The organism is Tistrella sp. (assembly GCF_002684955.1).
Classification (GTDB): domain Bacteria; phylum Pseudomonadota; class Alphaproteobacteria; order Tistrellales; family Tistrellaceae; genus Tistrella; species Tistrella mobilis.
In genome coordinates this window covers 1-26,474 of the sequence record NZ_NYWI01000020.1, presented here as the reverse complement: position 1 = coordinate 26,474, position 26,474 = coordinate 1, and the positions used below count along the sequence as shown (strand labels likewise).

26 protein-coding genes are annotated in these 26,474 nt (G+C 69.6%); 7 read left to right on the top strand and 19 right to left on the bottom strand.

Going from position 1 to position 26,474, the window contains the following annotated elements; all coding sequences use genetic code 11:
• Positions 1-4 precede the first annotated feature (4 nt).
• The 7 genes from CMO28_RS04910 to CMO28_RS04880 form a co-directional block, all read right to left on the bottom strand.
• Entirely contained in the window at positions 5-1,360 is a 1,356-nt protein-coding gene (locus CMO28_RS04910) for an aspartate aminotransferase family protein (protein WP_296710526.1), read from the bottom strand.
• A gap of 155 nt (positions 1,361-1,515) precedes the next feature.
• Positions 1,516-2,244 (bottom strand): GntR family transcriptional regulator, encoded by a 729-nt coding sequence (locus CMO28_RS04905; RefSeq protein ID WP_296710524.1) that lies wholly within the window; start codon positions 2,242-2,244, stop codon positions 1,516-1,518.
• A gap of 68 nt (positions 2,245-2,312) precedes the next feature.
• The gene (locus CMO28_RS04900) at positions 2,313-4,007 is read right to left on the bottom strand and encodes a dipeptide ABC transporter ATP-binding protein (protein ID WP_296710520.1); all 1,695 of its coding nucleotides are present in this window, start codon (positions 4,005-4,007) and stop codon (positions 2,313-2,315) included.
• A gap of 17 nt (positions 4,008-4,024) precedes the next feature.
• Positions 4,025-4,873 carry an ABC transporter permease gene (locus CMO28_RS04895; protein WP_062768049.1) on the bottom strand — a complete coding sequence of 283 codons (849 nt, stop codon included), beginning with the start codon at positions 4,871-4,873 and terminating at the stop codon, positions 4,025-4,027.
• The gene (locus tag CMO28_RS04890) at positions 4,870-5,892 is read right to left on the bottom strand and encodes an ABC transporter permease (RefSeq protein ID WP_296710515.1); all 1,023 of its coding nucleotides are present in this window, start codon (positions 5,890-5,892) and stop codon (positions 4,870-4,872) included. The genes CMO28_RS04895 and CMO28_RS04890 overlap by 4 nt, the downstream gene beginning before the upstream one ends.
• Before the next feature lie 76 nt (positions 5,893-5,968).
• Complete coding sequence (locus CMO28_RS04885; RefSeq protein ID WP_296710512.1) at positions 5,969-7,594, bottom strand: ABC transporter substrate-binding protein; 1,626 nt, start codon at positions 7,592-7,594, stop codon at positions 5,969-5,971.
• 168 nt (positions 7,595-7,762) lie between these two features.
• Positions 7,763-8,740 (bottom strand): 3-keto-5-aminohexanoate cleavage protein, encoded by a 978-nt coding sequence (locus tag CMO28_RS04880; protein ID WP_296710510.1) that lies wholly within the window; start codon positions 8,738-8,740, stop codon positions 7,763-7,765.
• Between the two features lie 343 nt (positions 8,741-9,083).
• Between CMO28_RS04880 and CMO28_RS04875 the strand changes: the two genes are divergently transcribed.
• Both CMO28_RS04875 and CMO28_RS04870 read left to right on the top strand, forming a co-directional pair.
• Positions 9,084-9,506: a Zn-ribbon domain-containing OB-fold protein gene (locus CMO28_RS04875; protein ID WP_296710509.1), complete on the top strand. Its 423-nt coding sequence runs from the start codon at positions 9,084-9,086 to the stop codon at positions 9,504-9,506.
• Positions 9,503-10,651, top strand: coding sequence for a thiolase C-terminal domain-containing protein (locus tag CMO28_RS04870; RefSeq protein ID WP_296710505.1), 1,149 nt, complete (start codon positions 9,503-9,505; stop codon positions 10,649-10,651). Before CMO28_RS04875 ends, CMO28_RS04870 begins: the two co-directional genes overlap by 4 nt.
• Positions 10,652-10,739: 88 nt before the next feature.
• Here the strand turns inward: CMO28_RS04870 and CMO28_RS04865 are convergent, their stop codons facing one another.
• The 9 genes from CMO28_RS04865 to CMO28_RS04825 form a co-directional block, all read right to left on the bottom strand.
• Entirely contained in the window at positions 10,740-10,898 is a 159-nt protein-coding gene (locus tag CMO28_RS04865; protein WP_296710502.1) for a type II toxin-antitoxin system PrlF family antitoxin, read from the bottom strand.
• 32 nt (positions 10,899-10,930) lie between these two features.
• Positions 10,931-11,998 carry an AraC family transcriptional regulator gene (locus tag CMO28_RS04860; RefSeq protein WP_296710499.1) on the bottom strand — a complete coding sequence of 356 codons (1,068 nt, stop codon included), beginning with the start codon at positions 11,996-11,998 and terminating at the stop codon, positions 10,931-10,933.
• Complete coding sequence (locus CMO28_RS04855; RefSeq protein WP_322111293.1) at positions 11,998-12,885, bottom strand: alpha/beta hydrolase; 888 nt, start codon at positions 12,883-12,885, stop codon at positions 11,998-12,000. The genes CMO28_RS04860 and CMO28_RS04855 overlap by 1 nt, the downstream gene beginning before the upstream one ends.
• Positions 12,886-12,927: 42 nt before the next feature.
• Entirely contained in the window at positions 12,928-14,751 is a 1,824-nt protein-coding gene (gene ggt, locus CMO28_RS04850; protein WP_416370960.1) for a gamma-glutamyltransferase, read from the bottom strand.
• Between the two features lie 97 nt (positions 14,752-14,848).
• A complete protein-coding gene (arsH, locus tag CMO28_RS04845) occupies positions 14,849-15,613 on the bottom strand; it encodes an arsenical resistance protein ArsH (protein ID WP_296710492.1) in 765 nt (254 codons plus the stop codon).
• On the bottom strand, positions 15,610-16,671 hold the full coding sequence (arsB, locus tag CMO28_RS04840; protein ID WP_296710490.1) for an ACR3 family arsenite efflux transporter: 1,062 nt from the start codon (positions 16,669-16,671) through the stop codon (positions 15,610-15,612). The genes arsH and arsB overlap by 4 nt, the downstream gene beginning before the upstream one ends.
• Positions 16,672-16,679: 8 nt before the next feature.
• Complete coding sequence (locus CMO28_RS04835) at positions 16,680-17,018, bottom strand: ArsR/SmtB family transcription factor (RefSeq protein WP_296710489.1); 339 nt, start codon at positions 17,016-17,018, stop codon at positions 16,680-16,682.
• Between the two features lie 74 nt (positions 17,019-17,092).
• Complete coding sequence (locus tag CMO28_RS04830) at positions 17,093-18,805, bottom strand: L-lactate permease (protein WP_296710487.1); 1,713 nt, start codon at positions 18,803-18,805, stop codon at positions 17,093-17,095.
• A 133-nt stretch (positions 18,806-18,938) separates the two neighbouring features.
• Positions 18,939-20,420, bottom strand: a complete 1,482-nt coding sequence (locus tag CMO28_RS04825; protein WP_296710486.1) for an aminotransferase class I/II-fold pyridoxal phosphate-dependent enzyme — start codon at positions 20,418-20,420, stop codon at positions 18,939-18,941.
• Positions 20,421-20,588: 168 nt separating this feature from the next.
• Here CMO28_RS04825 and CMO28_RS04820 point away from each other — a divergent pair, with 168 nt between their 5' ends.
• Positions 20,589-21,569 (top strand): threonine dehydratase, encoded by a 981-nt coding sequence (locus CMO28_RS04820; RefSeq protein ID WP_296710484.1) that lies wholly within the window; start codon positions 20,589-20,591, stop codon positions 21,567-21,569.
• Positions 21,570-21,633: 64 nt separating this feature from the next.
• On the opposite strand, the gene cqsA is transcribed toward CMO28_RS04820, so the two are convergent.
• Positions 21,634-22,914, bottom strand: coding sequence for an alpha-hydroxyketone-type quorum-sensing autoinducer synthase (cqsA, locus tag CMO28_RS04815; protein WP_296710474.1), 1,281 nt, complete (start codon positions 22,912-22,914; stop codon positions 21,634-21,636).
• A gap of 497 nt (positions 22,915-23,411) precedes the next feature.
• On the opposite strand from cqsA, the gene CMO28_RS04810 reads away from it, so the two are divergent.
• The 4 genes from CMO28_RS04810 to CMO28_RS04795 are packed head-to-tail and all read left to right on the top strand — an operon-like array spanning position 23,412 to position 25,865.
• The gene (locus CMO28_RS04810; protein WP_062763671.1) at positions 23,412-23,699 is read left to right on the top strand and encodes a DUF2282 domain-containing protein; all 288 of its coding nucleotides are present in this window, start codon (positions 23,412-23,414) and stop codon (positions 23,697-23,699) included.
• Positions 23,700-23,745: 46 nt separating this feature from the next.
• On the top strand, positions 23,746-24,606 hold the full coding sequence (locus CMO28_RS04805) for a DUF692 domain-containing protein (protein ID WP_296710469.1): 861 nt from the start codon (positions 23,746-23,748) through the stop codon (positions 24,604-24,606).
• Complete coding sequence (locus tag CMO28_RS04800) at positions 24,603-25,370, top strand: putative DNA-binding domain-containing protein (protein ID WP_296710467.1); 768 nt, start codon at positions 24,603-24,605, stop codon at positions 25,368-25,370. The genes CMO28_RS04805 and CMO28_RS04800 overlap by 4 nt, the downstream gene beginning before the upstream one ends.
• An 18-nt stretch (positions 25,371-25,388) precedes the next feature.
• On the top strand, positions 25,389-25,865 hold the full coding sequence (locus CMO28_RS04795) for a DoxX family protein (RefSeq protein WP_062763668.1): 477 nt from the start codon (positions 25,389-25,391) through the stop codon (positions 25,863-25,865).
• On the opposite strand, the gene CMO28_RS04790 is transcribed toward CMO28_RS04795, so the two are convergent.
• Both CMO28_RS04790 and CMO28_RS04785 read right to left on the bottom strand, forming a co-directional pair.
• Positions 25,855-26,199, bottom strand: coding sequence for a cupin domain-containing protein (locus CMO28_RS04790; RefSeq protein ID WP_296710462.1), 345 nt, complete (start codon positions 26,197-26,199; stop codon positions 25,855-25,857). The genes CMO28_RS04795 and CMO28_RS04790 overlap by 11 nt on opposite strands.
• A 130-nt stretch (positions 26,200-26,329) precedes the next feature.
• The coding region (locus CMO28_RS04785; protein ID WP_296710906.1) for a DUF2312 domain-containing protein at positions 26,330-26,474 on the bottom strand (145 nt) is incomplete at its 5' end.

Here is a 26,474-nt window from a genome sequence, read left to right as displayed (position 1 = left end):
GAAGTCATGCGGCGCGGGCCTGGGCGAGGACGGTGTCGAGGGTCCGGGCAAGCTTGTCCACGATCTCGGCCAGTTCCTCGCGGCTGGCGGTGAAGGGCGGCGCCAGCAGCACGTGATCGCCACGGATGCCGTCGGCGGTGCCGGGCGAGGGGTAGCAGATCAGGCCGTTCTCGAAAGCGGTTTCGGCCACCCGGGCGGCAAGGCCCAGTTCGGGGGCGAAGGGGGTTTTGCTCTCGCGATCGGCGACCAGCTCAATGGCACGGAAAAAGCCGCGGCCGCGGATGTCGCCGACGAAGGGGTTCTGGCCGAAGCTCGCCGTCAGCATGTCGTGGAGGGCGAGACCGTCCACCCGGCACTTCTCGACCAGATCGTCGCGGCGGATCACGGTCTGCACGGCGAGCGAGGCGGCGCAGGCGAGCGTGTGGCCGGAATAGGTGTGGACGCTGGCGACACGGCCGTCGGCGGCGATGATGTCCTGATAGACCTGCTCGGAATAGATCGCGGCACCGATCGGCATGTAGCCGCCGCCCAGCCCCTTGGCGATGGTCATGATGTCGGGCTCGACCCCGTCCACCGCCAGCGCCCGCCAGGCCTCGCAGCGGCCGACGCCGCACATCACCTCGTCCGAGACCATCAGCACGCCATAGCGGTCGCAGACCTCGCGCATCCGCCGTGCATAGCCGGCAGGGGCGGGCACGGCGCCACCGGCGGCCCCCACCACCGGCTCGAAGAAGAAGGCGGCGACGGTCTCGGGCCCCGCGGCGAGCAGCGCCTGTTCGAATTCGGCGGCCAGCGCCTCGGCCAGCGCTTCCGGGCCGGTGCCAGTGGTGGCGATCGGCCGGTAGTCGTTGGCGGCAGAGACGTGGATCACGTCGAGCAGCGCCTTTTCGTAAGGCGCGCGGCGGGCGGGATGGCCCGACAGCGACAGCGTGCCGATGGTGTAGCCGTGCCAGGACTGGTTGCGAGCGACGAAGCGCGTGCGGTTGGCGAAGCCGCGGGCGCGCTGAACCTGCAACGCCAGCTTCATCGCGGTCTCGTTGGCTTCCGACCCGCCCGAGACATAGGAGACGCGGGTCAGGTTGCCGCCCGCCTGTTCCACCAGCAGCTCCGACAGCGCGTCGATCGCATCGGTGGTGAAGGTGGTGGTGTAGCCGAATTCCAGCGCCTCCAGCTGGCCGCGCATCGCTGCCAGAACCTCGGGATGCGAATGGCCCAGGCAGAACAGCGCCGGCCCGCCCGAACCGTCGATATAGCGACGGCCGGCGGCATCGTAGAGATACACGCCCTCGCCTTTCAGCGCCTTGGGCAGGATCTGGGTCGGGGCATGCTGGTTGACCCAGCGATGGGGGCGTCCGGACATCAGGCCACCTCATATCTTCGATCTTTGATCAAACTTTACGCGCATGCCGACGCCTGTCAAGCGGTGCCGGCCGGAGGGGGAGTCGGCGCCCCGTCAGAGGGCACCGGGGCCGGATGGCGCAGCAGCGCCCGCCCGGCGAGGGGCAGACGAACCGGCTATTCGTCGTCGACAGGATCAAGCGCCGGTTCAGGCTCGACATCGGTGAAGGCTGCGGGATTGACCTCCTGGATGACCTCGGCGGCCTCCATCAGGTCCATGCGGATGGCGTTGGCCGCGGCGACCGGATCGTGGGCGCGCAGCGCCGCGATTGCCTCGCCATGATTGACCTCGGTCGCCTTCACGCCGCTCTGGTTGTAGCTCAGCCGGATGAACGGCCCCATCTTCAGCCACAGCATGCGGATGTGCTGCATCAGCACGTCCGAGTTCGAGGCCTTGTAGATGGTGAAGTGAAAATCCTGGTTGAGCGCGAAGTAGGTCTCGGCGTCGTTCTCCGCCAGCGCCGCCGCCATGCCGCCGGACAGCTCCTGCAGCCGGTCGCACTGGGCATCGGTGAAATGGGGTGTGGCCAGTTCGGTCGCATGGCCTTCCAGCAGCAGGCGGATGCCCAGGATCTGCCGGAAGCGTTCATGGGTCATGACCGGCACCTTGACCATGCGGTTGGGCAGCATTTCCAGCGCACCTTCCGCGACCAGCTGGCGCAGCGCCTCGCGCACCGGCATGGCGCTGACATTCAGGGCTTCGGCGAGCGCGATGATGCCCAGATGCTGGCCCGGCAGGAAGCGTCCGGCCATGATCGCCGCGCGCAGCCGCGTGTAGATCTGGTCGCGCAGGGTCGTCTTCATGGGCCGGTCGATGCCTGCCAGATCCAGCAGATTTTGCGTCACGTGCGTCTCCTTGGCCCTGGTCGTCAACGTCTTCTGATCGGTCGGCCCGTCGCGGGCCGCCGGCGACCTCAGGCCGCGTCGGGTTCGAAATGCGGGATCGCCGCGATCAGCTCGGCCGTGTACGGGTGGGCCGGGCGGTCGAAGACGGCGGTACTTGCGCCCGCTTCCACCACCTGGCCGCGCCGGAGCACGACCACCGTCTCACACAACATCCGCACCACATTCAGATCGTGGCTGACGAAGAGATAGGTCAAGCCGGTTTCGCGTCGAAGGCGATCCAGCAAACCCAATACCACCGCCTGAACCGACACGTCGAGTGCGGCTGTCGGCTCGTCCAGGATCAGCAGCCGTGGTTCAACCGCGATCGCGCGGGCGATGCCGACCCGCGCCTTCTGGCCGCCCGACAGCTGATGGGGGAAGCGGTCGAGCAGCTCGCGCGGCAGGCCGACCCGGTCGGCCAGATCCTCCGCCCGCGCTCTCAGGCTGCGGGCGCCCTGCGGGCCGCCCAGTCGGCGCAGCGGGTCGACGATGCTGTCGAAGGCGGTGAAGCGCGGGTTCAGGCTCTCGGTCGGGTCCTGAAACACGATCTGGATGTCGCGCCGCAGGCGGTGGCGGTGAAACACCGCGGCCGGCACCCGGGAGATGTCCTCGCCATCGAACAGGATCTCGCCCGCGGTGGCATCGACCAGCCGGCAGACCATGCGCGAGATGGTGGTCTTGCCCGATCCGCTCTCGCCCACCAGCCCCAGCGCCTGACCGGCATTCAGGCGGAAGGCGACGTCGTCGACGGCGTTCACGTCGCCGAACCGCTTGATCAGGCCGCGCAGTTCCAGAAGCGGTGTCGCGGGGCTGGCGGTTGCCGGTGCCCGGTGCAGTTTCGCATCCGGCCGGGCGGCGAGGGCTGCGGCTTCGGGGGCGGCCGCCACCAGATCGTCGAGTGTGGACTCACGCCGTGGCGTCGCGGCGACCAGACGGCGGGTATAGGGGTGCTGCGGCCGGGCGAACAGCTCCGCCGCGGGGGCCGCCTCGACCAGAAGGCCGCGTTCCATCACCGCGATCCGGTCGCAATAGGCGGCGGCGAGGCCCAGATCATGGGTGATCAGCATCATCGACATGCCGCGCTCGCGGGTCAGCGTCGCCACCAGATCCATAACGGTCTTCTGGGTGGTGACGTCGAGCCCGGTGGTCGGCTCGTCGGCGATCAGAAGGTCCGGGTGGCAGGCCAATGCCAGTGCGATCATCACCCGCTGGCACATGCCGCCCGACAACTCGTGCGGATAGGCCTCCAGCCGTTTCGCCGGATCGTTGATCCGCACCTGATCGAGCAGTTCCACCGCCTTGGCCCGCGCCCGCCGGCCGGTCAGCCCTTCATGCGCCATCAGCACATCGGCCAGCTGGTCGCCCACCTTGCGGATCGGGTTGAGCGCCGCGCGCGGGTTCTGGAAAATCATCGAGATCGCGCCGCCGCGCAGCCGCTTCATCGTGGCGCGCGAGGCGGTGGCGAGATCGCGCCCGCGATAGAGGATGCGGCCGCCATCGATCCGGCCCGCCCGGTCGAGCAGGCCGGTGATCGCATAGGCCGTGACCGATTTGCCTGATCCGCTTTCGCCCACCACGCCGAGCGCCTGGCCGGGGGCGATGTCGAAGGAGATGCCGCGGATCGCCTCCCCCCGGCCGCGGCGGGTGGAGAAGCCGACCTTCAGATCCCGGATGGAGAGCAGCGGCTCTGCGGTGCCGGTATCGCGGCCAGGGGTCCGGGTCATCGTTGCGTGATCCACCATCATGTCCGCATCCTGGGGTCGAGCATGTCGCGCAGGCCATCGCCGAGCAGGTTGAAGCACAGCACGGTCGCGACCAGGGCGAGGCCGGGGAAGGCCACGGTCCACCAATAGCCGGTGGTGATGAAGCGGGCGCCTTCGGCGACCATGATCCCCCATTCCGGGGTCGGCGGCTGGACGCCCAGGCCGATGAAAGAGAGGCCGGCGGCGTTCAGGATCGACCAGCCCAGATTGAGCGAGATCTGCACCATCATCGCCGGCATCACATTGGGCAGCAGGAAGCGGAACAGCACCGCCGCCTTGCCGTTGCCCGAGGCGCGCGCGGCCTCCACCCAGCCCAGATCGCGGCGGACATTCACCTCGGCCCGGGCGAAACGGATGTAGAAGGGCAGGTTGATGATCGCGGTCGCATAGACCACGTTTTCGACCCGGTTGCCCAGGGCCGCGACCAGCGCCATGGCCAGCACGAAAAGCGGGAAGGCCATGACCACGTCGACCGCCCGGCCGGTGACCTTGTCGAAGCGGCCGCCCAGATAGCCGGCCGCCCCGCCGATGGCGGTGCCGATGGCGAAGGACAGGATCACGGCTGCGACCGCGATGCCCAGATCGAGCCGGGTCGCCACCAGCACGCGGCTGAAGATGTCGCGGCCGAGGCGGTCGGTGCCGAACCAGTGCTCCGCCGAGGGGGGCGTCAGGGCGTTGGCGACGTTGGAGGTGAGCGGATCATGCGGCGCGATCGCAGGCCCCAGAATCGCGATCACCACCAGCAGCAGGGTGACCAGGGCGGCGCCGGCGGTGACGGCATTGCCGCGCAGCACCCAGCCCACATGTTTCAGCGTTGCCGTGCTCATTCGATCACCACCCGCGGATCGGCGATCCCGTAGGCGAGATCGACCATCAGATTGACCACCACGAAGATGCCGGCCATCAGCAGAACGAAGCCCTGCACCGGGGCATAATCCGAGGCGAGCAGCGCATCCAGCGTGTAGGAACCGACGCCCGGCCATGAGAAGACCTTCTCCACCAGCACATTGGCGCCGAGCATGGTGGAGAACATGATGCCGGTGGTTGTCAGCACCGGCAGAATGGCGTTGCGGAGCGCATAGACATTGACCACTTTCCAGCCCGGCAGGCCGAGCGAGCGGGCGGTGCGGACGAAATCGCCGCCGAGGGCCGCCAGCATCGAGGCGCGGGTCATACGGGCCAGGGGCGCCAGCACGAACAGGGCCATGGTGATCGCCGGCAGCATCAGCTGGCCGAGGGCGGCCTGGAAGACCTCCAGGTCGCCGGCGAGCAGCGCGTCGATCAGCAGGAAACCGGTCACCGGCGGCGGCACGATCAGGAAGACGTCGATCCGGCCGGTGGGATCGGGCGCCCAGCCCAGCAGATAGTAGAAGACGAAGATCAGCAGCAGGCCCGAGACGAAGGTCGGCATCGCCACACCGGCGGTGCAGACCACGCGGACCACATGGTCCAGCACCGAGCCGGGCATCAGCGCCGCCAGGATGCCGAGCGGCAAAGCGGTCGCGAGCGCCAGCACAAGGGCGACCACGGTGAGTTCGAGCGAGGCGGGCAGGCGTTCGGCCAGATCGTCCATCACCGGCCGGCCGGTGGTCATCGAGGCGCCGAGATCGCCGGTGGCGACATCGCCCAGATAGAGGATCAGCTGTTCGGGCAGCGAGCGGTCGAGGCCCAGCTTCTCGCGCATCGCCTGGATTTCGGCCTCGCCGGAATTCGGACCAGAGGCGAAGAAGACGGCCGGATCGCCGGGCAGAAGCCGCATCAGCACGAAGGTGAAGACCAGCACGCCCAGCAGAACCGGCAGGGCGGCGGCCAACCGTCGGGCGGACCGGTATGCGATCGAGCGCATGGGGGTCGTCCTTTCCCTGAGGCGGGTGGCTGCCCCGTGGCCCGGGCTATGGCCCGGGCCACGGGGCGGGGCGGCGTCACTTGGTCCGGGTCAGGCTGCGATAGTCGGTCTGACGGTGGAACCAGTAGGTGAAGCCGTCGATGTTCTTCGCCATCACCGCATCGAGCGCGGGCTGCCAGAGCATCACGACCGGCACCTCGTCGGCGGCGATCTTGACCATGCGCTTCGCGGCCGCTTCATAGGCCGCGGGGTCGCGCTCGTAGCGCGCCTTGGCGGTCAGCTCGGCCAGTTCCTGGTTCACGAACGAGCCGTAATTCCACCGGGTCTCGCCCTGGAAGAACACCCGGAAGAAATAGTCGGCCGAGGGCAGCCAGGCGATGGCGCTTTCGGTGAAGAAGGGCAGCTTCTTTTCCGAGATCAGGGTGCCCATCTGCGCATCCGGCACCTTCTCGACGGTGACGTCGATGCCGATCTTGCCGAGAGATTCCTTGATCAGCGCCGCGATCGGCTCGCTGGTCGCGGCCGAGCCGACATTGAACGAGAAGGTGGTCTTGAAGCCGTCGGGGAAGCCGGCCTCGGCCAGCAGGCCCTTGGCCTTGTCGAGGTTGGTGGAATAGGGCAGGCGCTGCGGGAATTTGCCGGTGTCGGGCAGATCCTTCCAGGTCGCCCCCCAGAGCGGCGCACCGCGGCGGTAGAGGGCGGCGGTGAACATGTCGTCGAAGGGCAGCGCATGGGCGATCGCCTGGCGGACCTTGACGTTGTCGAACGGCGCCATCCGGGTGTTGAAGGCGATCATCTGGAAGGCGTTGACCTGGGGGATCGACACCACCTTCACGGCGCCGCGATCCTTCAGCGCCAGCACGTCGCTGGCCTGAAGATCGATCGAGAGATCGGCGTCACCGCGCTCGATCAGGCTGGCGCGGGTCGAGGCTTCCGGCACGGTCTGGACGATGATCCGCTTGAAATAGGGCAGCGGGCCGCTTTTCCAGTCGTCGAACCGCTCCAGCACCACCTGCTGGCCGGCCTTGAAGGTCGAGACCTTGTAGGCGCCGCCCGAGGCCTGGTTTTCCTTCAGCCACTCGGTCGCCCAGGGATCCTCGGCGGTGGCGTGTTCCCGGGCGAGTTTCGAATTCAGGATGACCGGGAAGACCACGGCCAGGTTCGGCACCGCCAGCCGGTCGGGCTTGTCCAGCGTCACCTGAATGGTGTGGGCGTCGATGATCTTGAACTGGTCGGGCGATTTCAGCGAGCCGGTCGCCATCTGTGCGCCCGGGCCCTTCAGCGACACCGCGCGGTCCAGCGACCACTTCACGTCCTCGGCGGTCACCGGCGATCCGTCGTGGAAGGTGGCGTCGGGGCGGAGCTTGAAGGTGACGGTCAGGCCGTCATCGCTGATCGTGAAGCTCTCGGCCAGCTCCCCCTTCATATGGTCGAAGTCGTAGATATAGCCGTCGCCGAATTTCTTCCGGTCCCAGCTGACCAGCCGGTCGTAGATGTTCCAGTTCAGGCCGAAGCCGTCGCGGGTGATGCCCTGCATGCCGGCGTCCAGGGTGTTCACCTGGCCGCCGGTCACCACGCGCAGCGTCTCTTCCCGGCTCTGGGCCTGGGCGGCGCCGGCAATGGCCGTCAGGGTCAGCGCCGCCGAGGCGGCGGCGGCAATGAGGCGGGCGCAGAGGCGCCTCCTCGGCCGTGTGTGCAGCATTCCTGCCTCCTGTCGATGGTCCCGTGCGGTTCTTGTCTGTCCGTCTCGGTCTGGGTCGTATCGGGGGCTTCAGACGGGTGGTCTGCCGCTCGCCGTCCGGTGCTCTTGCGCTCCCCGCAAGGGCACCGGACGGGAGGGGGATGGTGCGGAAGGTCGGCGTGTCGGCAATCAGGCCGCGGCGGCCCTCGACGGCACGCCCAGCATGGCACGCGCTTCTTCGGGGCTCGCGATCGGGCGGCCGAGTTCCTCGACGATCCGGCGGATCTTGGCGACCTGCTCGGCATTGCTTTCGGCCATCTTGCCCGGGCCGGCATAGAGGCTGTCCTCAAGCCCGACGCGGACATGGCCGCCCATGGCAGCCGCCATGGTCGCGAAATTGATCTGATGGCGGCCGGCAGCCAGCACCGACCATTCGAAGGCGTCGCCGAACAGCCGGTCGGCGATGGTCTTCATGTGCATCAGATTGTCGGGGTCGGCGCCGATGCCGCCCAGGATGCCGAAGACCATCTGCACGAAGAGCGGCGGGGTCGCGAGCTTGCGGTCCAGGAAATGCGCCAGCGTATAGAGATGGCCGACGTCGTAGCACTCGTATTCGAAGCGCGCCCCCCGGCGTTCGCCCATCTCGCGCAGAATGGTTTCGATATCGCCGAAGGTGTTGCGGAAGATGACGTCCTTCGTCGCCTCGACATAGGGCTTTTCCCAGGGGAAGCGCCAGTTCTGATAGCGCTGCCCCAGATCGGAATAGACGAAGTTCATCGAGCCCATATTGAGCGAGCAGATCTCGGGCGAGAGGCCGAGCGGGCCTTCCAGCCGCTGTTCCATGGTCATGGCGGTGGAGCCGCCGGTGGTGATGTTGATCACCGCATCGCATTGCTGGCGGATGCGCGGCACGAAGCCCTCGTAATGGGCAAGCTTCGGGCTCGGCCGGCCGTCTTCGGGATCGCGCGCATGCAGATGCAGGATCGCGGCGCCGGCCTTCGCGGCATCCACCGCCTGGGTGGCGATGTCGTTGGGCGTATAGGGCAGATGCGGCGACATGGTCGGCGTGTGCACGGCGCCGGTCACCGCACAGCTGATGATCAGCTTCTTGCCGCGGCTGCGGGGCTTTGCGGCCGCATCGGCCGCGGTCTCGGGCGCGTCTGCCATGGGGGAGGGTCCTCGTCCTCGGGGGAATGACATCAGGGGCATGCCCGTCCGGCCGCGATCGATCGCATGCCATCGTATTCATTCGACGGCAGTGGAAGGCCGCGCCCGCCAGGTGGGGAAGACGCCCGGTGAGAGGCCGCCGGGGACGGCGACCTGCCGGGCAGGCATGCGGGGGGGAAGGAGGTGGTGAGCGATTGATGCTCGATCTTTGATCAAAGATTTGATCATCTGGCCCCCGCTTGTCAAACTCCTTTCTGCCCCGGCCGTCGTCGAAGACGGCCCCGGCGCATGAGCCCTGACACATGAGCCCTGGGGCATGACACACCACAGACGAGGGTAACCGATGCTGAGAGGCAGCCTGCCCGAACCGACGCCGTCGACGGCCTGGTTCTGGGACGCGACCCGCAGGGGAGAGCTTTACGTTCAGGAATGCACCGCCTGCGGCGGCCGCCATTTTCCGCCCCGGCCCTTCTGTCCGGCCTGCGGCGGCCGGGAGGTGACGGCGCTGAAATGCAGCGGCCGGGCGACGCTCTGGAGCTATGTGATCAACCACATGGTGCCCAGGGGCGGCGATGGCCCCTATGCGGTGGCGGTGGTGCGGCTGGATGAGGGGCCGTTGATGATGACCAATATCGTGGATTGCCCTCAGACGCCCGAGGCGTTGCCGCTCGACATGGCGCTGGAGGTGGTGTTCGAGCCGGTCTCCGAGACGATCACCCTGCCCAAATTCCGGCCGGTGGCCACGAGCGACGGAGCCGGCGCATGAGCCTGACCCACCCCCTGGCCTCGATCGTGGGGGCTGCCGAAACCACCCGGCTCGGCGTGCTGCCCGACATGTCGGAACTGGATCTGCATGCCGATGCGGCGCTGAATGCGCTGGCCGATTGCGGCCTTGCCCCTGGCGATATCGACGGCATCGCCACGGCGGGCGAGAACCCGGCGATGCTGGCCCAGTATCTGGGCATCACGCCCACATGGGTGGATGCGACCAATATCGGCGGCTGTTCCTTCATGACCCATGTCGCCCATGCGGCGGCGGCGATCCGGGCCGGGCTCTGCCGCACGGTGCTGATCACCCATGGCGAAAGCGGCCGGTCGCGGGTGGGCCATGTGCCCTGGACGGTGCCCGCGCATTCGCTGATGGGCCAGTTCGAACTGGGCTACACCCCGACCATGGCGGCGACACTGTTCACCCTGCCGGCGCTGCGCTACATGAAGGCCTTCGGGGTGACCGAGGAAGATCTCGCCCGGGTGACGGTGGTGCAGCGGCAATGGGCCGGTTTCCACCCGCGCGCCTTCCGCCGCGATCCGGTGACGGTCGACGAGGTGCTGGCCTCGCGCATGATCGCCTGGCCGTTCCGCATCCTGATGTGCTGCCTGGTGACCGATGGCGGCGGCGCCCTGGTCCTGACCGCCCCCGACCGCGCGGCCGATTTCCCGACCCGCCCCGTCGACGTGATCGGCACGGGCGAGAGCGTCGAGCATCTGATGATCACCGAGATGAAGGACTACACCAGCTCTCGCGCCTTCCGCGTGGCCGGAGACCAGGCCTTCGCCGCCGCGGGCATCGACCGCGCCGATGTCGACCATCTGATGATCTACGACGCCTTCGCCCATGTGCCGCTCTATGGGCTGGAGGCGCTGGGCTTCGTGAAACCGGGCGAGGCGGCCGGCTTCATCGCCGACGGCCACACCGCCCCCGGCGGCCGGCTGCCGATGAACACCAATGGCGGCGGCATCAACTATATGCATTCCGGCATGTACGGCATGTACGCGCTTCAGGAAGCCGTCCGCCAGATGCGCGGCACGGCGCCCGAAGGGGCACAGGTCAGGGACGCCCGCATTTCGGTCGTCCAGGGCGTGGGCGGCATGTTCGGCACCGCCGGCACGGTGATCCTGGCCCGCCGCTGACGGGGGCGCAGGTGGGCCGGAGGAGGGGGGGGCGCGAATGAACCCATTTTGGTGTGTGTAGATCGTCAGGACGGCGAGTGCGCCGCCCTTACTCATCTTCATCCGACAGCGGGGCGTCGAGATCGATCTCGACCCCGGCAGTCAGCGCCAGGGCATACTGTATAAGGGCGGGATCGAGGGGGACCAGGCGCTCCGGATGCGCGTCGATGTCGGCGGCAAGCAGGTCGAGGAAGAGGGTGGTGGACATCGGGTCCTCTCTTTCGGCAGACATGGTGACGATCACGGCGTGCGCGCCCCCGCCCCCCGCCGATCCCGCCGCCAGCCGCTGGGGGTGGTGCCGGTGACCCGGCGGAATTCGCGGTTGAAGTTGGATTTGGTCTGGAAGCCGGCGTCGAACATGATCCGGGTGATCGGATCGTCGGTGGTGGAGAGCAGGCGGCAGGCCTCGGCCACGCGGTGGTCGTTGACCAGCTGCGAGACGTTGCGGTCCAGGCGGCGGTTGACCGCGGCCGACAGGCGGCGGGCCGGCAGGCCCAGCCGGCGGGCCAGGCGGTCGAGGGTGAGGTCGGGGTCGCGATAGGGCGCGCGGTCCCGCATCAGGGCGTCGAGGCGGTCGATGATCGCCTGATCCTCGGCGAGGTCGTCGTCGTCAGCCGTGGGCTCGTCATCCTGTGCCGTCTTCGCTTGTGGCGCTTCCATTGGCGCCGCCGGCTGTTGCGGCGGGGCGAGACCGGTGGTGGCGATCGCCCAGGCGCCGGCCGGCAGGGCGATCAGATTGGCCGCGGCCACGATCAGCACCGCATGGCGGCCGGCCGAGAGCGCAACGTCGAGGGCGATGGCGAGGTCGACCAGGGCGAAACCCGCCAGCAGCAGACCGACCAGCCGCATCGACCGGATGGATTTGGGGGCGTCGTCCAGCCGCGCCGCCGCCAGCGCATCGGGGCCGCGGGCGGCGAGGCGCAGCAGGGCCGCCGCATAGCCGAGGAAGATGGCCGCCAGCACCCCATCGATCGGCGCCTTCCACAGCGTCCAGACCGCCGACAGCAGGGCGACGAGGGCCACGGGCAGCAGATGTGGCCAGAGGGCACGGCGTCGCGGCCGGGTGAGGCGGGCGAAGCACAGCCAGGCGAGCGGCGGCAGGGTGGCGGCGACCACCGGCTGAAGGGCGCGGATGGCCGCGAGATCGGTGCTCCAGCGCAGCCCGACCACGACGAGATCCAGCGTGCAGGCGGCAACGAACACCAGCGGCGGCGTGATCCGCCGGCCGGGCTCGCTGCCTGCGACCAGCCGCGCGCAGAGAATGGCGAGCAGCAGCGCGCCGACGAAGGGCAGAGGCAGGGACGGCATCAGCGGCGGGCAAGCTCTGCCACCGCGCGGGCAAAGGCCGCGGGTGCTTCCTGGGGAATGTTGTGGCCGATGCCCGGCAGCACCTCGTAAGACCAGGGACCCTGAAACTGCCGGCGGTCGCCATCGCGGCCTTCGGGCGGATCGACCCCGTCGCTGCCGCCCTGGAGCACGATCGCGGGCACCGTGATCGGCGGCTGGGCCGCAAGCCGCTGCTCGATCGCCGCATGGGCCGGGTCGCCCGCTACCAGCCCATAGCGGTGGCGATAGGAATGGATGACGACCTCGACGAAATCGGGATTGTCGAAGGCAGGGGCGGTTCGGGCAAAGGTCGCGTCGTCGAAATCCCAGTCCGGCGACCAGAGGTTCCACAGCAGCCGGCAGAGATCGCGGCGGTTCCGGGTGAGACCGGCCCGACCGCGCTCGCCGTGGAAATAATACTGATACCACCAGCGATGCTCGGCCTCGGGCGCTGCCGGTGCAGACGTGGCGGCGATGTTCTGGATGTTGTAACCCGATCCGCCGCTCACCAGCCCGCGCACCCGGTCGGGCCAGAGGGCGGCCACGATGCAGGCGGCGCGCCCGCCCCAGTCATAGCCGGCGAGCACGGCGGGCGGCAGGTCGAGCGCCTCCAGGAAGGCCAGAAGATCGGCCCCGAGCGCCGCCTGTTCGCCCGATCGCGGCGTCGCGTCGTCGAGGAAGCGGGTCGGGCCGTAGCCGCGCAGCCAGGGGATCAGGACCCGGTGGCCCGATGCGGCGAGGATCTGCCCCGCCTCGGTCATGGCGTACACGTCGTAGGGAAAGCCATGGAGCAGAACCACCGGCGGGCCGTCCGCGGCGCCGGCCTCCAGATAGGCGATCTCCAGCTGCCCGGCCCGGATGCGCTTCATGTCCATGCCCGTGGTCTTCCTTCCTGTCACTGATCCACGACGTCACTGGCCCGCGGCAATGCCTTCGCGCCTGGGATCGGAGCCGCCTTGCAGCGTGCCGTCGGGGCGGATCCGGATCAGGTTCAGCCCGCTGGTCATCTCTGCGGTGGCGGTCTGATCACCCAGCAGGCCGAGCCCGGTGATCAGCGCTTCGGCCCCGGTGCCGGCCTCGATCTCGGTCGGGCCGTTGCGGTTCAGCACATGGGGCAGTTCCGCCGCCGCCTGCGGGTCGAGGTCGAAATCGATCATCGCGGTCAGCGCCTGGGCGACATAGCCGATGATCCGGCTGCCGCCGGGCGAGCCGGCGACGATCGCCGGCCGGTCGTCCGGGCCATAGACGATGGTGGGCGCCATGGAACTGCGCGGCCGCTTGCCCGGCTCCACCCGGTTGATCACCGGCCGGCCGTCGATCTCGGGCCGGAAGGAGAAATCGGTCAGCTGGTTGTTGAGCAGGAATCCGCGCACGAACACGCCCGAGCCGAAGGCGCCCTCGACGCTGGTGGTCATGGAGACGACATTGCCCGCGGCATCGACGATCGACAGATGCGAGGTGCCGTTCTCGTGCCGGCCGGGATCGGCGGCCAGCGCCAGGGTCTGGGCCCCCGGCGGCAGGCCGGCCGGGGCCGGCACCGGCAGGGCCTTGCCCGGCTCTATGGTGCGCGCCCGGGTGTCGAGATAGACCGGGTTGGTCAGCCCGGCCACGGGCACCGGCACATGGTCGGGATCGGCCACCCAGCGGTCGCGATCGGCGAAGGCGAGCTTCGACGCCTCGGCCAGCAGATGGATGTTGGGCAGGCCGAGGGGGCCCTGTTTCGGGTCGAGGGGATGGCGGTCCAGCAGCCCCATGATCTGGCCGACCGCCAGTCCGCCCGACGAGGGCGGGCCCATGCCGCAGACGTCGTGGGCATGATAGGGCACGCAGACCGGCGGCCGCTCCACCACCCGATAGGCGGCAAGATCGGCCTCGGCGATCCGGCCGGGATTGTCGGCGCGCGCGGCGGCGACCGCGACCAGATCGGCCCCGATCGGCCCGGCATAGAAGGCGGCGGCGCCGTCCGTCAGCAGGGCGCGCAGCGTGTCGGCATAATCGGGGTTGGGCAGCAGCGTGCCCGGGACGGGCGGCTGGCCCCCCGGCATGAAATGCGCCAGCGCCCGCGGATCCTTGCGGAGCGAGGCCGAGGCGCGGGGATCGGCGAGCAGCCCGGCCAGGCGCGGCGAGACCGGCACGCCGGCCTCTGCCAGCGCAATCGCCGGCTGGAACAGCCGGGGGAGCGGCAGCCGGCCCCAGCGCTCGTGCAGCGCGAAGAGCAGCGCCGGCACCCCCGGCACCCCCACCGACCGGCCACCGGGTACGGCGTCGCGGAAGCCCATCGGGCTGCCGTCGGGGGTGAGGAAGAGGTCGGGGCCCGCCGCGGCGGGGGCGGTCTCGCGCGCATCCAGCGTGGTCAGCCGGCCGGCGGCGGCATCGTGGTAGAGCACGAAGGCGCCGCCGCCGATCCCGCTCGATTGCGGCTCCAGCAGGCCCAGCATCAGCTGCACGGTGATTGCGGCATCGGCGGCGCTGCCGCCGTCTTCCAGCACCGCGCGCCCGGCATCGACCGCAAGCGGATGGGCTGCGACCACCATCATCTGCCGGGTGGCGACCGGGCCACGGCTCGCGGCCCGGCCGGTGGCGGCTTCGGGCGCCGCGCGACCATCGGTCATCGACGGGCCGGCCGTGGTCTGGGCCAGCGCGGGCCCGGTCAGAACCGAGGCGAGCAGGGCCGCCGCAATCCCGGCGGCGGCGGATCGGCAGAGGCGGGCGAGCATGGCGGGTCCGGCTTTCATGGCCATCGGCGGCAACCGCCGTCGGCGGAGAGAGTGCAGGCCCGCCATCATGCCAGCTTGGGCCGAAGGCGTCAGCCCCGGTGCGCGTGTGCCGCGATCAACGGCCGGTCCCGATCGACTTCGCCACCAGTTCGGCCGTGGCGCCGGCCTGCTGCCCGGCCTCGCGCCGTTCGGAATAGCGATCGACCAGCTGGCCCGCATGGGGGCGGAGCAGGATGGTGAAGCGGACCAGTTCCTCCATCACGTCGACGATCCGGTCGTAATACGCCGAGGGGCGCATGCGGCCGGCCGCGTCGAATTCCTGCCAGGCTTTCGCGACGCTCGACTGATTGGGGATGGTGAACATCCGCATCCAGCGGCCGAGCAGGCGCAGCGTGTTGACCGCATTGAAGCTCTGAGATCCGCCCGAGACCTGCATGACCGCCAGCGTCCGCCCCTGGGTGGGGCGCAGGCCCTTCATCTGCAGGGGCAGGTGGTCGATCTGCGCCTTCATGATGCCGGTGATCTGGCCATGGCGTTCCGGGCTGCACCAGACCTGCCCCTCGGACCAGAGCGACAGGGCGCGAAGGTCATGCACGGCGGGATGATCGTCCCCCGGCACCTGGTCGGGCAAGGGCAGATCGCGCGGATCGAAGATCCGGGTTTCGGCCCCGAAGGCTTCGAGCAGCCGGGCCGCCTCTTCGACCGCAAGCCGTGAAAAGGAGCGGTCGCGCAGCGAGCCGTAGAGCAGCAGTATCCTCGGCTTATGGTCCGGCCCGCCCGGCGCCAGCCCGGCGGCGGGATCGGGGATCATATAGCGCGGATCCAGCGCCGGCAGGTGATCGGGATCCGGGAGCGGACGCAGGCGGGTGATGGCGGTCATCGGCGGGCGGGCCCTGGGGTTGGGGTGGTCCGGAACCGCGCGGCGCGGCGGGCGGCCTGGACCAGCAGGATCAGCACCGGCACTTCGACCAGCGGCCCGATCACGGCGGCGAAGGCGGCGGGGGAGGCCAGGCCGAAAGCGGCGATCGCAACCGCGATCGCCAGCTCGAAATTGTTGCCGGCGGCGGTGAAGGCGATGGCGGTGGTGCGCGGATGGTCGGCCCCGATCCGGCGGCCCATGACGAACGAGACCGCGAACATCACCACGAAATAGATCACCAGCGGCAGGGCGATGCGCAGGGCATCGAGCGGCAGCCGGACCACATCGCCGCCTTTCAGCGCAAACATGGCGATGATGGTGAAGAGCAGGGCGGCCAGCGTCACCGGGCCGATCCGGGGCAGAAAGCGGGTCTCGTACCAGTCGGGGCCGCGGGTTGCGACCAGGATCCGCCGGGTGAGGAAGCCGGCCAGGAACGGAATGCCCAGATAGATTGCGACCGCTTCGGCGACCGTGGTGAAACCCACCTCGATCACGACACCGTCGAGCCCGACGAGCGGCGGCAGCACGGTCAGGAAGAGCCAGGCATAGAGGCCGAAGAACAGCAGCTGGAAGATGGCGTTGAAGGCGACCAGCCCGGCCACGTACTGGCCGTCGCCGCCGGCCAGCCGGTTCCAGACCAGGACCATGGCGATGCAGCGGGCAAGGCCGATCAGGATCACCCCGGTCATGTAGCCCGGCTGGTCGTGCAGGAAGATCACGGCCAGCGCGAACATCAGCACGGGGCCGATCAGCCAGTTCTGGACCAGCGACAGCAGCAGGACCGGCCGGTCGGCAAACACCTTGGGCAGATCTTCGTAGCGCACCCGGGCGAGCGGCGGGTACATCATCAGCACCAGCCCGATCGCGATCGGCAGATTGGTGGTGCCGATGGTCAACCGGTCGAGCGCGGCCGGCAGGCCGGGCAGCAGATGGCCGAGGGCGATGCCCGCGGCCATGGCCGCGAAGATCCAGAGGGTGAGCCAGCGGTCGAGAAAGGAGAGGCGGCCGGTTTCAGGCATGCAGTGCCTCAGGCATGTGGGGGCGTCTCCGTCCCCGGGTGCGGCAGGCCGCAGGCGGCCGGGTTGCCGCCGCAGCAGTTTTCGGTGAGGAAGCCGACCAGCCCGGCCATCCGGTCGAAGGCGGCGGTGTAGATCAGCGAGCGGCTTTCCCGCCGGCAGGCGACCAGCCCCGCCTGTTTCAGCTGGGCCAGATGAAACGAGGCGGTGGGGGCGGCAAGACCGATCGCCTGGGCGATCTGCCCCGCAGGCAGCCCCTCCGGCCCCGCTTGAACCAGCAGGCGGAAGATGTCGAGCCGCGTCTCGTGGGCAAGGGCCGCCAGGGCGGTGATGACCTCTGTCTTTTTCATATTTCTAGAATATTAGAAATATGAAAGCCGTCAAGCCGTGTGGCGGGGGGGCGCCATGCCCCCCGCCCCGGCGATCAGGCCGGGGTGAGCGGATCACCGAGGCCGAGCAGGTGGAAGCCTACCAGCAGCAATGCGCCGGCGAGCAGCACGTAATAGATCGTCGGCAGGATGGTGATGCGCAGCGTCGACCCCTCGCGGCCGAGCAGGCCGACGGTGGCCGAGGCGGCGACGACGTTGTGGATGGCGATCATGTTGCCGGCGGCGGCGCCCACCGACTGGCCTGCGACCATCAGCGCGCCCGAGAGGCCCAGCAGCTCCGCCACGCTGAACTGGAACTGGCTGAGCATCAGATTGGAGACGGTGTTCGATCCGGCGAGGAAGGCGCCGAGCGCGCCGACCGTGGGGGCGAAGAGGGGATAGACATGGCCGACGCCGTCTGCCACGGCGCGGGCCATCATCACCGGCATGCTGGCCAGCCCTTCGGCATTGACGCCGGAATTGATCATCACCCGCACCATCGGCACGGTGAAGATCAGCACGAAACCGGCACCGAGCAGGGTGCCGGCGCTTTCCCCGACCGCCCGGCCGAAGGCGGCCGGCTTCATGCGGTGGAGCAGCAGCGTGACCAGGCAGACGATGACCAGAATGCCGCCCGGCAGATAGAGCAGGGCGAAATCGCCGCCGATGCCGGTTTCACCCAGGATGTTGGTGGCACGGAAGGTGACGGATTTGAGCGCATCGCCGACGGCCGGCACCGTGCGGCTGACCACCAGGATGACGGCGAGCAGCACATAGGGCGCCCAGGCCAGCGCCACCGGGATGCGGCGGGCGGCAAGCTGGTCGAGCCGGATTTCCACCCGGCCCATCCAGCCGGCCGGCCATTCCGACGGCGGGGCGAAATCCCAGCGGTCGCGGGGGACCAGAAAGCCGGCGCGGGCGGCGGCGGTCACGATGGCGAGCCCGATCAACCCGCCCAGCAGGGACGGGAATTCGGCGCCGAGGAACACGCCGGCTGCGACATAGGGAATGGTGAAGGCGAAGGCTGCGAAGATTGCGAAGGGCAGGATCGACAGCCCTTCGGTCCAGGACCGGTTGCGGCCGAAGAAGCGGGTCATGACCATGATCAGGAACAGCGGCATCAGCGTGCCGCAGATCGCATGGATGATGGCCACCTCCGAGGTGATCAGGCCGAAAAACGCGTCCCAGGACGAACCCTGGGCGGTGAGCGTCGCCGACAGCGCCGCCCGGTCGAGCCCGGTCTGTACGCCGACGATCAGCGGCGTGCCGACGGCGCCGAACGACACCGGCGTCGACTGGATCATCATGCCGAAGACGACCGCCGCAGCCGCCGGAAAGCCCACAGCGACCATCAGGGGTGCGGCGACCGCGGCCGGGGTGCCGAAGCCCGAGGCACCTTCGATGAACGAGCCGAACAGCCAGGCGATCAGGATCACCTGCACCCGGCGGTCGGGGCTGATCGCGGTGAAGCCCGATCGGATGGCAGCGATGCCGCCCGAATGCTTCAGCGTGTTGAGCAGCAGGATGGCGCCGAAGATGATCCAGAGCAGGCCGGCGGTCTGGATCAACCCCTGAAGCGTGGAGGCGAGCACGCGGTTGCCGCTCATCCCCCAGATGCCCAGGGCGATGGCGACGGTGAGCAGATACACGATCGGCATGGCACGCGCCGCCGGCCAGCGCAGGCCGATCAGCAGAATGCCGGCGACGAGGATCGGCAGGAAGGCCAGCAGGGCCATCAGCCCGGAGGTTTCGGTGGGCACGGGGGTCATACCTCCTGGAACGGGCGCCCGGCCCGGTGGCGGCGGGCGGTGGTTGCTTCCGGCGGGGTACTGTGCAAGAAGTATGACTAATCAATAACAGGATTAACAGACGAGATTTACAACCTTTAATTTATAGCGTGTTTTACGCGATCGGGCGGAGCGACGACGGCGTCACCAGCGGGTCGAGCAGCCGGGCCAGGCGGTCCAGCGCCTTCAGGAACACGGCGTCGTCGGGGGCGGCGGCCAGCGACAGGCGGGCGGCGGCGGGGACGGGAACCGGCGGCACGGTGAAGGCCCGGGCCGGAGCGACGCGCACACCGGCCGCTTCGGCGGCTTCGGCGAAGCGGTCCGGATCCCAGACACGATCATGGCCGCGGTCGGGCCCGAGACCGATCCAGGCATGGGCGCAGGCCGGGGCGAGCGTCAGGTCCAGCCCGGGCAGGCGTTGGTCGAGCAGGGCGCGGCGGCGCAGATTGGCCGCGCGCGCCGCGGCGGCGAGGGTTTCGGCCGTGCCGTCGTCGATCCAGCGGGTGACGATTTCCGCGCCGAGCGGCGGCGCCATCCAGGCCGAGGCCCAGAGAGCGGCGGCGATGCGATCATCGAGGGCGGCCGGTGCCGCCAGCCAGCCGACCCTGAGCCCCGGCCCCAGCACCTTGGACGGGCTGCCGACCAGCAGCACCTGATCGGGGCAGAGCGCCGCGACCGGCGCCGGCAGGGCGGCCGGGGGGGCAAGGGGGGCGTGAACATCGTCCTCGATCAGGAACAGGCCGCGACGCGCGATCACATGGGCGAGATCGGCCCGGCGGGCGGGGCCCATGCTGGCGCCGGTCGGGTTGTGCAGCGACGGAGAGAGAATGGCGCCGCGAAGCCGGCCATCCTCGGCGGCCAGCCGGTCGAGGGCCGCGGGGTCGGCGCCCTCGGCGTCGATCGGCAGGGGCTTCAGGCGGATGCCGCGGAAGCGGGCCGCGGCCAGGATCGACGGGTTGGCGAGGCCTTCGACCGCCACCGCCTCTCCCGTTGCGGCGATGGCGGCCAGCGCCACCACCAGCGCATGCTGGGCGCCGGCGGTGACCGTCACCCGCGCCGGATCGGGCGACCAGCCGGCCCGGCCGAGCCAGGCCGCCCCGGCGGCACGGTGGCGGGCGGCGCCGCGTGCCGGCTGATAGGCCAGCAGCTCCGCGGCCTGGGGGGCGGCCGCCAGGGCGGCAAGCGTGCGGGAGAGGGCGGCCGCCGCTGCCGGATCGGCAGGCTGGGCGAGGGAAAGGTCGATCAGCGCCGTCTCGTCCTCGGCCTCGGCGGATGTCTCGCGCCGCCGTCGCGGGCGGGCGGCCTCCCGCGGGGCGATCACCCCGTCGTCGGCGCGGCGACGCCGGCCGACCCGGGTGCCGCGGCCGACCTCTGCCGTCACCAGCCCGCGCGCCGACAGCTCGTCATAGGCACGGGTGACCGTGGCGATGGCGACGCCGAGCCCCCAGGCCAGGCGGCGCTGCGGCGGCAGGGCGGCCCCGGGGGCAAGGCGGCCGGCGGCGATATCGGCCACGATCGCATCGGCGAGTGCCCGGTAGACCGCGCCGCCGCGCGCGGCCTCCACCGCCTGCCGCCAGCCCTCGTGCAGCGCGTCCATGATTGCACGTCCCCTTGCCGTGAAATTTGCCCTCAGGACAATCGCGCCGTTGACCGGCGGCCGGTGAAGGCGTGTCCTGAAGATGACGTCAGAACGATACAACCATCTGACCTGACGAAGTGAATTCAAAGATTGTCCTTAGGACGATCGTGCAGGGGAGACGCCGGGATGACGATCGATGCCGCATTGGAGGATGCCCGCCGGATCGTGGGGGAGGCGATGGCGCCCACGCCACAGATCGCCTGGCCGCTGCTGTCCCGGCGGCTGGGGGTCGAGACCTGGATGAAGCACGACAACCACACCCCGATCGGCGCCTTCAAGCTGCGCGGCGGCATCGTCCACGTCACCCGCCTGCTGCGGGCGCGGCCCGAGGTCCGGCATCTGATCGCCGCCACCCGCGGCAATCACGGCCAGGCGGTCGCCTTCGCCGCCCGGCGTCACGGCATCGCCGCGACCATCGTGGTGCCGCGCGGCAACAGCACCGGGAAGAATGCCGCCATGCGCGCGCTGGGCGCCGAGGTGGTGGAGGGCGGCGCCGACTATCAGGCGGCGCGCGACCATGCCGCGGCGATGGTCGAGGCCGCGGGCGGACGGGCGGTGATGGTGCCGGCGATCTCTCCTGACATCGCCGACGGCACCGCCACCCAGTCGCTGGAATTCCTGACCGCCGCGCCGGCGCTGGACCGGCTGTATGTGGCGGTGGGCATGGGCTCGGGCATCTGCGGCGCGGTGCGGGCGCGCGATGCGCTGGGGCTTGAAACCGAAATCGTGGGCGTGGTGGCCGAAGGCGCACCGGCCTATGCCCTGTCCTTTGCCGCCGGCCGGCGGATCGAGACCGCCGAGGCCACGACCTTTGCCGACGGCATCGCCTGCCGGTCGCCCGACCCCTGGGCGCTGGAGGTGATCGGCCGCGGCGTGTCGCGTTTCGTGACCGTGTCTGAAGCCGGGCTTGCCGAGGCGGTCCGGGCCTGTCACGCCGATACCCACAACCTGGCCGAAGGGGCGGGGGCGGCCGCCCTGGCCGGTGCCATGGCCGATGCCGCCGCCGGCCGGCTGGCAGGCTGCCGGCGCATCGGCGTGGTGCTGTCGGGCGGCAATATCGATGCCGCCCTCTATGCCGGGCTGATCGCGGCACCGGAAGCGGCCTGAACGCCGCCCGCGGCCCGCATCGGGGCGGCCCCGAAGGGCCGCCCGCCGGGTCGGGATCCGCAGATCAGGCGGCATCGCGATCGATGCGCAGGTCGCTGACCAGCAGATCCCGGCAATCCGCCGCCGCCCGGATCACCCGGTCCAGATCGTCCTGGGTGAGACCGGAATTGACCGTCAGCCGCACCAGCGACCGACCCTTGGGCGTTGCCGGGGCGCAGAACACCGCGCCGAAGATGCCGTGATCTTCCAGCCGGTCGCGCAGCTGCGCGGTTTTCGCCTCGGCCCCGCCGATCAGCGAGATGATCGGCGCCGGGCTGGAGCCCACATCGATGCCCACCTCGGCCAAGCCCGCCCGCAGATAGGCGGTGTTGGCGAAGAGCCGCGACCGCCGGTGCTCGTCGGCCTGGATCACGTCGAGCGTGGCGCGGAAGCCGGCGATCTCGTGCGGCAGAACCGTGGAGCTGAAGATCGCCGGCCGCGAGGTGTAGCGGAAGTATTCCAGCGTCTTCTTCGTGCCGGCGACGATGCCGCCGCGGCCGACCATGGCCTTGGACAGGCTGAAGGTGCGGAAATGCACCCGGTGCTCCAGCCCCATGGCGGTCACCAGGCCCGAGCCCTGGGGCCCGAACACGCCGACGCCGTGGCTTTCATCCACCACCAGCATGCAGCCGGTCTCTTCCGCCAGATCGCAGAGCTGGTCGAGCGGGCAGAGATCGCCGCTGGTGCTGTAGACCGAATCGACCAGGATCACGCCCGGGCCGTTCTTGGCGATCACGCTGCGCAGATGGGTCATGTTGTTGTGGCGGAAGGGCCGCGGCTTCGCGCCGGCGCTGTGGATGCCCTGCCAGAGCGAGGCATGGCCGTAGAGATCGACATAGACCGGGGTGTCGGCATCGGCGATCGCCTGGATCAGCCCGTCATTGGCGGCCCAGCCCGACTGGCAGAGGGCGACACCTTCCGAGCCCAGGAACCGGGCCATCTCGCGCTCATAGGCGCCCTGCGCGTCGAGGAACTGCACGAACACGCCCGACATGAAGGTCTCGGTCTTCACGTCGTCGAGGGCGGCGCGGAGCGCGCCGATGATCCGGCCGTCATCGGCGAGCGAGAGATAATCGTTATTGGCCAGCATGATGGATCCGGACTGCGGCGCGCGGCCAACCGTGACATGATGCTCGGGGTACTCGGCCTTCCATTCCGCCATGCGGCGCTGCAGGCCCGGCAGTTCGGGGGCGAGCCCGCCCTGGCTGCGGGGCTGCGCCGCCGCGAAGGGCCGGGGCCCCGACAGGGTGCGGTGCAGGCTGTCGATGGCGGCGGTGCGCACGGCGGCGATGTCGTTGGTGAGCATGTGTCTTCTCCTGAGGGATGGGTCCGGTATCCGGACGATTTGGGGGGCGCGTTTGTGGCGCAACCGGGCGCTCATCGGCGCATTCGCGCCGATGGTTACAATCCGGAGCTGCGTCCATGGACGCAGGCTCGCTCTAAGCTACATGGGGCGAGGGGGGGATCGAATCATGAACTGAAACTTAACGACGATATTGCATCACATGTCATTCGTCTTCAGGCCATGAATGACACACGTATGAGGCGTGTCGTGGCCAGAAAAGCCTCACCGGTGTTCTTTTTTATTCACACAACCTGTAGATGCATATGATTTCATACGGCTTGCCCCTCGCGCCATGGCAGACGTCACGCCGGACACACGAAATCGTGATGGCGCGGCGCCTCAGGGTGATTGGCGGACCGGGCCCGAGGCTGGCTATGCTCATGTCAAGGACGGCAGGGATGCGGACGGGTTCCAGGGGGAGCCGGCATTGCCGCCCGACCGAGAGGGAGCAGGATCCGATGACCATGCGTATCGACAACGTCACCGCCGCCATCGCCGCCGCCATGTCGCTGGCCGCCGTGACGCTCGCCACCGTTCCGGCCACGGCCGCCGAGACCGAGAAGTGCTATGGCATTTCGAAGGCCGGCCAGAACGACTGCGCCAATGCCGCGGGCACCCATTCCTGCGCCGGCATGTCCAAGGCCGATTACGACGGCGCCGACTGGAAGGCCGTCGCCAAGGGCAGCTGCGTCGGCATGGGCGGGATGCTGGAGCCCTTCAAGGGTATGAACCCGAAGAAGGGTTGAGCGTTCCACAAGACGAAATCGTCCATCCGGCAGGAGGTGCGGTGATATGGCAGGCACCAATGCGATCGCAGGGATCGGCCTGCGCCCGCCGCACCTCCCCGGCCTTCTGTCGGGAACCGCCGCCCGGCCCGGCTGGGTGGAGATCCATGCCGAGACCTTCATGCCTGCGCACCCGGGCGCCGGGTCGCATCCGCGGCTGCGGGATCTTGAACGGCTGCGGGCGGATCTGCCGGTCTCGATCCACGGCGTCGGCCTGTCGCCCGGCAGCGCCGGCGGTATCGATGCCGATCATCTGGCGCGGCTGGTCGATCTGGCCCGCCGGCTGGACCCGGTGCTGGTATCGGAACACGCCGCCTGGTGCCGGACACCGGCCGGCTGGATCGACGACCTGCTGCCGCTGCCGATGACGGCCGGGGCCTTGCGCAGTCTGGCAGACAATGTCTGCCGCATTCAGGATGCGCTGAAGCGGCCGCTGCTGATCGAGAACCCCTCCACCTACCTGCCGCTGGCCGGCGAGATGGACGAGCCGGCCTTCCTGACCGCCCTGGTCCGGCAGACCGGCTGCGGCCTGCTGCTCGACGTCAACAACATCGCGGTCAGCGCCCATAATCTGGGGGGCGATGTGCGTGCCTGGCTGGCGGCGATGCCGCTTGCGGCGGTGGCCGAGATCCACATCGCCGGTCATGCGGTGGAGCCGGATCCCGAGGATCCCGCGGCCCCGGCGCTGCTGATCGACGATCACGGCCACCCGGTGGCCGATCCGGTCTGGGATCTGCTCGATCAGGCCCTGGCGGCGACCGGGCCGGTGCCGGTTCTGCTGGAGCGCGACACCGATCTGCCGCCCTGGGCGGTGCTGATCGCCGAGGCGGCGCGCGCCGACCTCGCCATCGATCGGGTGCGGCCATGAGCCTCGGCGATTTTCAGGACCGGATGGCGGCGATGGCATTTGGCCGGGCGCCGGTCGACCCGGCGGCCATTGCCGGCTGGGCCGATCCCCGCTGGTCCGCCGCCGCTCTGCAGCGCCGGCTGGTGGTGCATCGCCGCAATGCCGCGGGTGCGGCGATCGAGGCGCTGGCCGCGGCCTTTCCGGTCACCCGTATGATGATCGGTGACGCAGCATTCGCAATCTTCGCACGCACACATCTGCGTGATCACCCCCCGGCCCTGCCGCAGCTGTCGGCCTGGGGGGCGGACTTTCCCGACCAGCTGGCGGCAGAGGCCGATCTCTGGCCGGCGGTCGCCTGGGTGGCGCGGCTGGAATGGGCGCGGGTGGCGATCTGGTTCGCGCCTGAGACCCCGGTTTTTCACCCCGGTGAGGCCCCGCCGACCCGCCTGATGCTCAGGCCGTCGGCCCGGGTGGTCGATGCGCCCTGGCCGGTTCAGGCGATCTGGGCGGCCCATCAACCCGATGCCGTCCTGAACCTGGCCGAAGCGGTAGAGCGCGGTCCGGACTGTGTGCTGGTGGTGCGCGGTGCCTCGGGCCTGCCGGTTCATCACCCCATGCCCGCCGGGACCGGCATCCTGGCCGGGCTGTTCTGTCCGAACGACCGGGGCGAGGTGCCGGCGCTTACCGCCGTGGTCGCGCTGGCACTGGAACGCCGCCCCGATCTGGACCTGCCGGCGGCGCTGGGTGGGCTGATATCCGCGGGCGCGCTCTGCCCTGCTGCCTGATCATCGAAGGATTTTCCCATGCGACGTATCCTGCAGGGCTATTACCGCCTGCCCGGGGCCGGCGACGGCTGGATCGCGGCCGGCCTGCTGGCGGCGCTCCGGCTCTGGCTCGCCTGGCCGTTTTTCCACACCGGCATGCTCAGGGTGGAGCGATGGTCGACCCAGACCTTCCTGTTCGGCGACATCCACCCGCTGCCGGGTGTCGATCCGTGGATCGCGGCGCTGCTGACCACCACGGCCGAACTCACCCTGCCGGTCTTGCTGGCCGTGGGGCTCGCCGGCCGGCTTGCCGGCCTCGGCCTCGCGGTCATGGCCGCCACCATCCTGCTGGTGGTGGGCCAGACGCCCCAGGGGCTGGAGAACGGCATCTCTCAGCCGGCCGAACAGATCCCCTGGATCCTGGCCGGGCTGGTCATCGCCCTGGCGGGGCCGGGGCGGCTGGCGCTGGATCGGGTGATCGCGACCCGTCTGTTGCCGGCGCGGGTCAGGTCTTGACCACATAGTCCTTGAGCGTGGTCTCCACCACTTCCCAGGTGCCGGTGAAGCCCTCCTGAAGGATGACGGCATCGCCGGGGCCGACCCGGCGGGCGGCGCCGCCATCCTCGGTGATGATCGAAAGCCCCGAGCGGATGCGGCAGTATTCCCAGCAGTCGCTGACGAAGCGCCATTTGCCGGGCGTCGCCTCCCAGAGCCCGGCGGCGAGGCCGTCGGGCCGCTCTTCCACGCTCCAGGTGCGGAAGACCGGCGCGCCCTCCAGCACATTGGCGGGGTTGGGGGTGGAGCGTTCCGGCTCTATGCCGTCGATCTCGAGCATGGTGAGCAGGGCCATGGCGTCGTCTCCCTCTGATCCGGGGACCGTGTCGCCCCCGGGGTGAGAGCATAGCCTGCCGCCTGTGGAACGAAAACGGGCGCCGCCTCGATGAAGAGGCGGCGCCCGTTCGAATGCCGTCGCCGGGGGCTCAGCCGATCGGCATGCCCAGGGCGCGCTTGTAGAGTTCGAGCAGTTCGTCCTGCTCCGCCACGTCGTGCGGCTCCATCTTGCGGAGCTTGAGCACCTGGCGCATCACCTTGGTGTCGAAGCCGTTGCCCTTGGCTTCGGCGAAG

Bases quoted from the DNA above. Each gene is read 5' to 3' on its own strand.
- CMO28_RS04910 (WP_296710526.1), bottom strand. From the start codon at position 1,360: ATGTCCGGACGCCCCCATCGCTGGGTCAACCAGCATGCCCCGACCCAG.
- CMO28_RS04900 (WP_296710520.1), bottom strand. From the start codon at position 4,007: ATGACCCGGACCCCTGGCCGCGATACCGGCACCGCAGAGCCGCTGCTC.
- CMO28_RS04895 (WP_062768049.1), bottom strand. From the start codon at position 4,873: ATGAGCACGGCAACGCTGAAACATGTGGGCTGGGTGCTGCGCGGCAAT.
- CMO28_RS04890 (WP_296710515.1), bottom strand. From the start codon at position 5,892: ATGCGCTCGATCGCATACCGGTCCGCCCGACGGTTGGCCGCCGCCCTG.
- CMO28_RS04885 (WP_296710512.1), bottom strand. From the start codon at position 7,594: ATGCTGCACACACGGCCGAGGAGGCGCCTCTGCGCCCGCCTCATTGCC.
- CMO28_RS04880 (WP_296710510.1), bottom strand. From the start codon at position 8,740: ATGGCAGACGCGCCCGAGACCGCGGCCGATGCGGCCGCAAAGCCCCGC.
- CMO28_RS04875 (WP_296710509.1), top strand. From the start codon at position 9,084: ATGCTGAGAGGCAGCCTGCCCGAACCGACGCCGTCGACGGCCTGGTTC.
- CMO28_RS04870 (WP_296710505.1), top strand. From the start codon at position 9,503: ATGAGCCTGACCCACCCCCTGGCCTCGATCGTGGGGGCTGCCGAAACC.
- CMO28_RS04865 (WP_296710502.1), bottom strand. From the start codon at position 10,898: ATGTCCACCACCCTCTTCCTCGACCTGCTTGCCGCCGACATCGACGCG.
- CMO28_RS04860 (WP_296710499.1), bottom strand. From the start codon at position 11,998: ATGCCGTCCCTGCCTCTGCCCTTCGTCGGCGCGCTGCTGCTCGCCATT.
- CMO28_RS04855 (WP_322111293.1), bottom strand. From the start codon at position 12,885: ATGAAGCGCATCCGGGCCGGGCAGCTGGAGATCGCCTATCTGGAGGCC.
- ggt (WP_416370960.1), bottom strand. From the start codon at position 14,751: ATGAAAGCCGGACCCGCCATGCTCGCCCGCCTCTGCCGATCCGCCGCC.
- arsH (WP_296710492.1), bottom strand. From the start codon at position 15,613: ATGACCGCCATCACCCGCCTGCGTCCGCTCCCGGATCCCGATCACCTG.
- arsB (WP_296710490.1), bottom strand. From the start codon at position 16,671: ATGCCTGAAACCGGCCGCCTCTCCTTTCTCGACCGCTGGCTCACCCTC.
- CMO28_RS04835 (WP_296710489.1), bottom strand. From the start codon at position 17,018: ATGAAAAAGACAGAGGTCATCACCGCCCTGGCGGCCCTTGCCCACGAG.
- CMO28_RS04830 (WP_296710487.1), bottom strand. From the start codon at position 18,805: ATGACCCCCGTGCCCACCGAAACCTCCGGGCTGATGGCCCTGCTGGCC.
- CMO28_RS04825 (WP_296710486.1), bottom strand. From the start codon at position 20,420: ATGGACGCGCTGCACGAGGGCTGGCGGCAGGCGGTGGAGGCCGCGCGC.
- CMO28_RS04820 (WP_296710484.1), top strand. From the start codon at position 20,589: ATGACGATCGATGCCGCATTGGAGGATGCCCGCCGGATCGTGGGGGAG.
- cqsA (WP_296710474.1), bottom strand. From the start codon at position 22,914: ATGCTCACCAACGACATCGCCGCCGTGCGCACCGCCGCCATCGACAGC.
- CMO28_RS04810 (WP_062763671.1), top strand. From the start codon at position 23,412: ATGACCATGCGTATCGACAACGTCACCGCCGCCATCGCCGCCGCCATG.
- CMO28_RS04805 (WP_296710469.1), top strand. From the start codon at position 23,746: ATGGCAGGCACCAATGCGATCGCAGGGATCGGCCTGCGCCCGCCGCAC.
- CMO28_RS04800 (WP_296710467.1), top strand. From the start codon at position 24,603: ATGAGCCTCGGCGATTTTCAGGACCGGATGGCGGCGATGGCATTTGGC.
- CMO28_RS04795 (WP_062763668.1), top strand. From the start codon at position 25,389: ATGCGACGTATCCTGCAGGGCTATTACCGCCTGCCCGGGGCCGGCGAC.
- CMO28_RS04790 (WP_296710462.1), bottom strand. From the start codon at position 26,199: ATGGCCCTGCTCACCATGCTCGAGATCGACGGCATAGAGCCGGAACGC.